This is a genomic window from Thalassotalea sp. G20_0 (assembly GCF_017744175.1).
GTDB lineage: Bacteria > Pseudomonadota > Gammaproteobacteria > Pseudomonadales > Endozoicomonadaceae > Endozoicomonas.
Genome location: NZ_JAGHQV010000108.1, coordinates 1 through 4,775, shown reverse-complemented (window position 1 = coordinate 4,775; position 4,775 = coordinate 1). Strand labels below are relative to the sequence as shown.

The 4,775-nt window shown below is 49.2% G+C and carries 2 protein-coding genes; both read right to left on the bottom strand.

Going from position 1 to position 4,775, the window contains the following annotated elements:
* A partial coding sequence (locus tag J7438_RS24580) for a hypothetical protein (protein ID WP_209278686.1) occupies positions 1-1,877 on the bottom strand: 1,877 nt, incomplete at its 3' end.
* Positions 1,878-2,197: 320 nt separating this feature from the next.
* A partial coding sequence (locus J7438_RS24575) for a transglutaminase domain-containing protein (protein ID WP_209278685.1) occupies positions 2,198-4,775 on the bottom strand: 2,578 nt, incomplete at its 5' end.

Below are 4,775 nucleotides of genomic sequence, written 5' to 3'. Positions count from 1 at the left end.
CCGTCCAGCAGGCGTTCTGCCTCGGCCTGTTGCTCAAACCGAAGCTGAAAATCCTCCCCGGTCCAGGGCGGCCTGTCCGGATAGCGCTTTTGACAGGATTGGGGCAGAGACATCAGCAGGGAGTAGACCGGGTTTTCCGGTGCGGGTGGTTGGCTGTCGGAAACGTTGAGCAGGGCGTTGATCAATGCTGAGCCGGTGGTTTGCCGCCCCGGGGGAGGCATGAAGGTGACCCGTGCCTTTGGCAGATCCATCTTATGCCCATGAATAAACAGGTAAGGGGCGGGCAATAACAGGGTTTCCAGGTTGGCAGCCAATTCCGGGTTGCGCTCCAGACCATAAAGGGTCGTTGGCGTCCCATTGACCAGGGCATCCAGCAGTCGACTGTTGGTCAGGGAAAAAGTGAAACAGTTCTGGCTGGTGAGGTTGACCTGTTGCAGGGATTCCAGGGTGTCCCCGGGGTTAATCTGATAGGTGAAAGTGTCGCAGTGTGGGTTGCAGACTCCCGGAGCCCTTGCAGGGAGCAACCGGTCGGTTGGCAAATTAGCAAACAAACGTGGTCTTTTACTCGCCGGTAACTGCTCCAGTTGGCACAGTAACCATAACCACTGTTTGTCATCCAGCTCGCCAGTAAGCACCAGTTGCCTGCAACCTTGCAGCAGATTAGCGAGCATATCCGTTTGCACAACGACAGTGCCCTCCACCATCACATGGCCTTTGAGACACTCGATTGAGCTGCCGTTAATCACCACAAACGGGCTTTGGGGACAAAAAACGGTGCTGTCGCTGATCGCCTGGTCTTTCCGGGCATTAAGTTCGGTGGCACAGATATGCGCTACGGACAGGGATATCTGCTCAGGCAGCCGGACCCATTGCCGGTTGGCGGTGAATCCGCCAACCCGTATGGCCGTTGCCAGGGCTGTCTGGAAGCCAGTGTCGTCCCATGGTGCGTTGTTAAACACCAAGTGGGTGCTTTCTTTCAGGTTGGCCAGGGCCCCTTCAGAAAAAACCAGCCGACCCCGATCATTGAGGGTGATACCACCGAACAGTTGTTGGTACCAATTGTCAGTAGTAGCAAAGTCGATGGTGATGAGGGGGGCATGAGCCGGGATGTCTTCTGTGGTTTTTTGGGCCAGCAAGGTTTCATCGGTCACCGAATCAGCAATATAGCAGTCGGCTTCTGATAAGGCCTTTTCCGGCATTTGCCCCAATCTGCGCCAGAGGTCAGGGTTGGCGGGCTTACTTCCGACCAGCATCCCGTGGTTGACCAGAAATACCCGCCGGATGTGGTCGCCCAGTGGTTTATCGTTACACTTGGGGCCCACCTGAAGGAGGTCATTAAAGCTGGCGATATCACCGGGTTTCATGGAGGTCAGGTCAAACACCAGGGTCATCGGCTCATCCGTAAACAGTCGGCCTTCTGCTTTTTGTAATTGGCCGCCCTCTAGCCAGGTTTGTTGCATCAGGCCGTGTTTTTCCAGATCAGCCAGCGCGCGAATGCAATACGTTGCACGCTGTTCATGGCGTAATTGATCAATAATTCGCTGTTGGGTTAACGGAGTATTGGCAAAAAAGAACTCACCGGTGCTCAGGCTCTGATGGGCCGCTTCCTGATCCGTTGCGCGGGCGGTGGAGTGATCGCTTTGAAAGTGAGAGGTAACTTGACAGGCGGCTGTCGTCCTTTGTCCTAAGTCAGGCGTTGGGACTTTTTGAGGTTCTATTAATACTGACCGATGTGCTGAAGATTGCTGAAGCTTTGCCTGTCCATTGGAAAAATCAGATATTTTCCTTTTGTTTCCCACCTGATGTGGTAAAGAGTGGGTTATTGTTTGATTTGGAAAGGAATGATAATTGATAACTTCATTGGTTGTTTTGTCCATTTGATCATCCATACCTGATTTATGAATGCCGGTGTCAGGAAATTATGGACAACAAAATAATAAGAACGTTCCTTCCACTGCAAACGCATGAACATTTATCGAGCAGTCATTGTTGAGTGGTTTGCTAATGCGCTTTTGGATTTCTGGTTTATTCGGATAGTTTGGCTGATGGCTCGATAGCCCTTGCCCTGTTGAACCCGGGTTTCCCGGAATCTGACTTACGACATTTGTTCATAATTTAGAACTTTCGTTTATGATTTTTTTATTCCTACCCAACAACCAAAAAACGGCATGACTAATGTTTCCTTCTCCCTATTTTCCTAATCTGCGATCAATGCAAGAAACTCATCTAAAAGGACAAGCAAATCATCCTTTTGAAGAACAACAGCAGAAGGTTGATTAAAACAGTATTTTATACGTTCCGGGGGTAATTTTAATCGGGCCATGGGCTCAACTTTGAGGTCATCAAGCGTAAGGCTGTTATCAATGTAAGGCTGCACTGTCTTAGAATAGCTATTATAATAGCAACTCAACCAAACGGGAGAAGTTGTATCATTTATGTGATGCGCTGCCAGCCAATAAAAGAATATTCTTCTTATTATCACGCTTAACTCTTGATGCTTTTCACTCTTGGATATTTCGATAATTCCTGACCTTACTCCGGATTTTATTGATCCAGCAATCTTGTCGTCTACCTCTTGGTCTGGTAAGGAAGTACAGTCGAAGATAATGGGTTTGTAACTTGTAGATTTTGATACGCTCAGGAAAGCAGGCTCTCCGGACATAAGCTTTTCAGGGATGATAATGCTATTGCCCACAGGCTGGTGGTGAAGTTGTTGATGGATGCGAGGCTGTGATAGTCGCTCCAAAAGTGAGTGGCTCATGGTCATCGTTTGGATAAAGTTTATGCAGAGCTTTGATAATCTTACCTGGTAAATTTTCTGTTCATCAGCATCAATATCAGTTTTTTCGGGTTCTAGAGGATAAGACATAAGTATTAATTTTACCTGGTCTTTTAACTGACAGGAGTCACAGGACTCAGAGAACGTTTGTAAGATGGCCAATAATACATATTTCAGAAATTCAGGCACTGATTGGTAAAGATCACATAGCCAGTTCAAATAGTGTACATCAGGCTCTTGTGCATGTATCAGGCGATATAATATCTGTATATGAAAACGCATGAAATTATGTGTCGCATTGTTATTGCCTCTCTTCTCTAACACAAGCCAGGCGCTTTTTTGTATGATACTTTTCCATTTATTTATGTTGTTACCAAACCGGTGAAATATTTGTGGCGATAATAGTACCCCCCAATTGCTCTGCAAATCTTTGTCAACGCTGGAGCCTAATGGTTTTCTGTGGAACACAGAGTAGATATCTTCAAGAGTGTGCATAACCTCAGTCACAGCTGATTCGTTTTTGTTTAACAGTAATTGGTTTGCAAGATAACCAAGATTCTCATTAATTAAATAATAGAGATTTTGCGATGAATCGTTAAATTGGTTGGAATAGGCATACCCCTCAGGTGGCATCAGCTCAGGTGGCATCAGCTCAGAACAGGCTGTTCGATGATAATCCCCCCAGTCGGGTTCTGTGATACCTTCAATGGCCTGTCCGCCACCACCGAGTTGGTATTGTCGCCAGGTGCGGCCGCCATCGGGGCTGATTTCAACAAAACGGTGCCCGAGATTACTTACTTGCCGGGCTGGAATACCCCAATAGTGGCAGAGCACCTGGAAGATCATCGCCTTTTGTCGGCAAACCCCCTGTTTCTCCCTGAGCATATTCAGCAACAGCTGTTCATCTTGCCCGGCCACATTTTTGCTATCGGAAAATGTATCCAGCCAACCCATCAACGCCCTGATTCGTTGCGGGATATCCCTGATCCCATCGATGTCATGCAGCTCTGCATAGGCTTCGCAGGTGTTGGTTTCGGAGCAAAAAATAGTCTCTGACAGGAGATCTTCAAGCCGTTGACTGCACAATCCCTCCTGTAATGTCAGCCGTTCGCCCGGTCTCAGTTGGGTAAAATAGGTTTGCCCGGGGGCAATGATAAAGTCCACCGTTACCGGTGACGCTGAGGATGCCTTACTTTTGATTAACAGTTGCCCTGTCAGCTCGCTTCGGGCCAGCTCAATGGGTATTTTCGGGGTACAGCGCAGTGCCCGGAGCTGGTCTCTGGGCGTCAGGGCAGGCAGGGGCTGCCACTGGTTATTCAGGACCAGCGTAAACTTGCCGGGCAGTTCATCTGCGCCAAGGTCGGTCCGCCAGACGCTATCATCAGGCCATCCTGGCAACGGTGTTAGCGTGCCATTTGTCCAGTCGATGGGGTAGTTACGCAACCGGCCATCTTCATCCAGACGGGTCTCCAGAAAAGAGAGACGATATTGGCTGTCATTGTAAGGATATTGCGGGTAGTACCTGATGATCTTGTAGTGGGTGTAAGCCACAATATCGCCAAATGTGGAAGAGTAAGCCAAATGCCGGTTTTTTTGCTTTACCGTTGAGCCGCTATTGCGGCTGATCTCCCTGACTTGCTGCATGTCTTGCTGCATGGCTTGCACAACTGTCATGACGTCCTGATCTGTTGCTTCCGGTGTCACCGTGATTACCCGATCACCACAACGGAGTTCAGGCCCGAATGTTAACGTGATGGGCGTCAACAGTCCGGGCATGCTATTGGCTATGGTCTCAAGGTCCCGGCGCCGTTGTTCTTTCTGCTTGATTCGTTCCAGACGTGCGATATCCTCCTTCAGCGGACGCAGCGTTGTCTGCAAGGCACGAAAGGGCAGTGACAAGTGTTTTCGCAAGGCCTGATTCCAATGTTCAGGCCGCTGACTGGCCAGCTGTCGGGCGCTGCTGAACAGGTCGTCCAGTGCCAGTTGCACCGGGCGG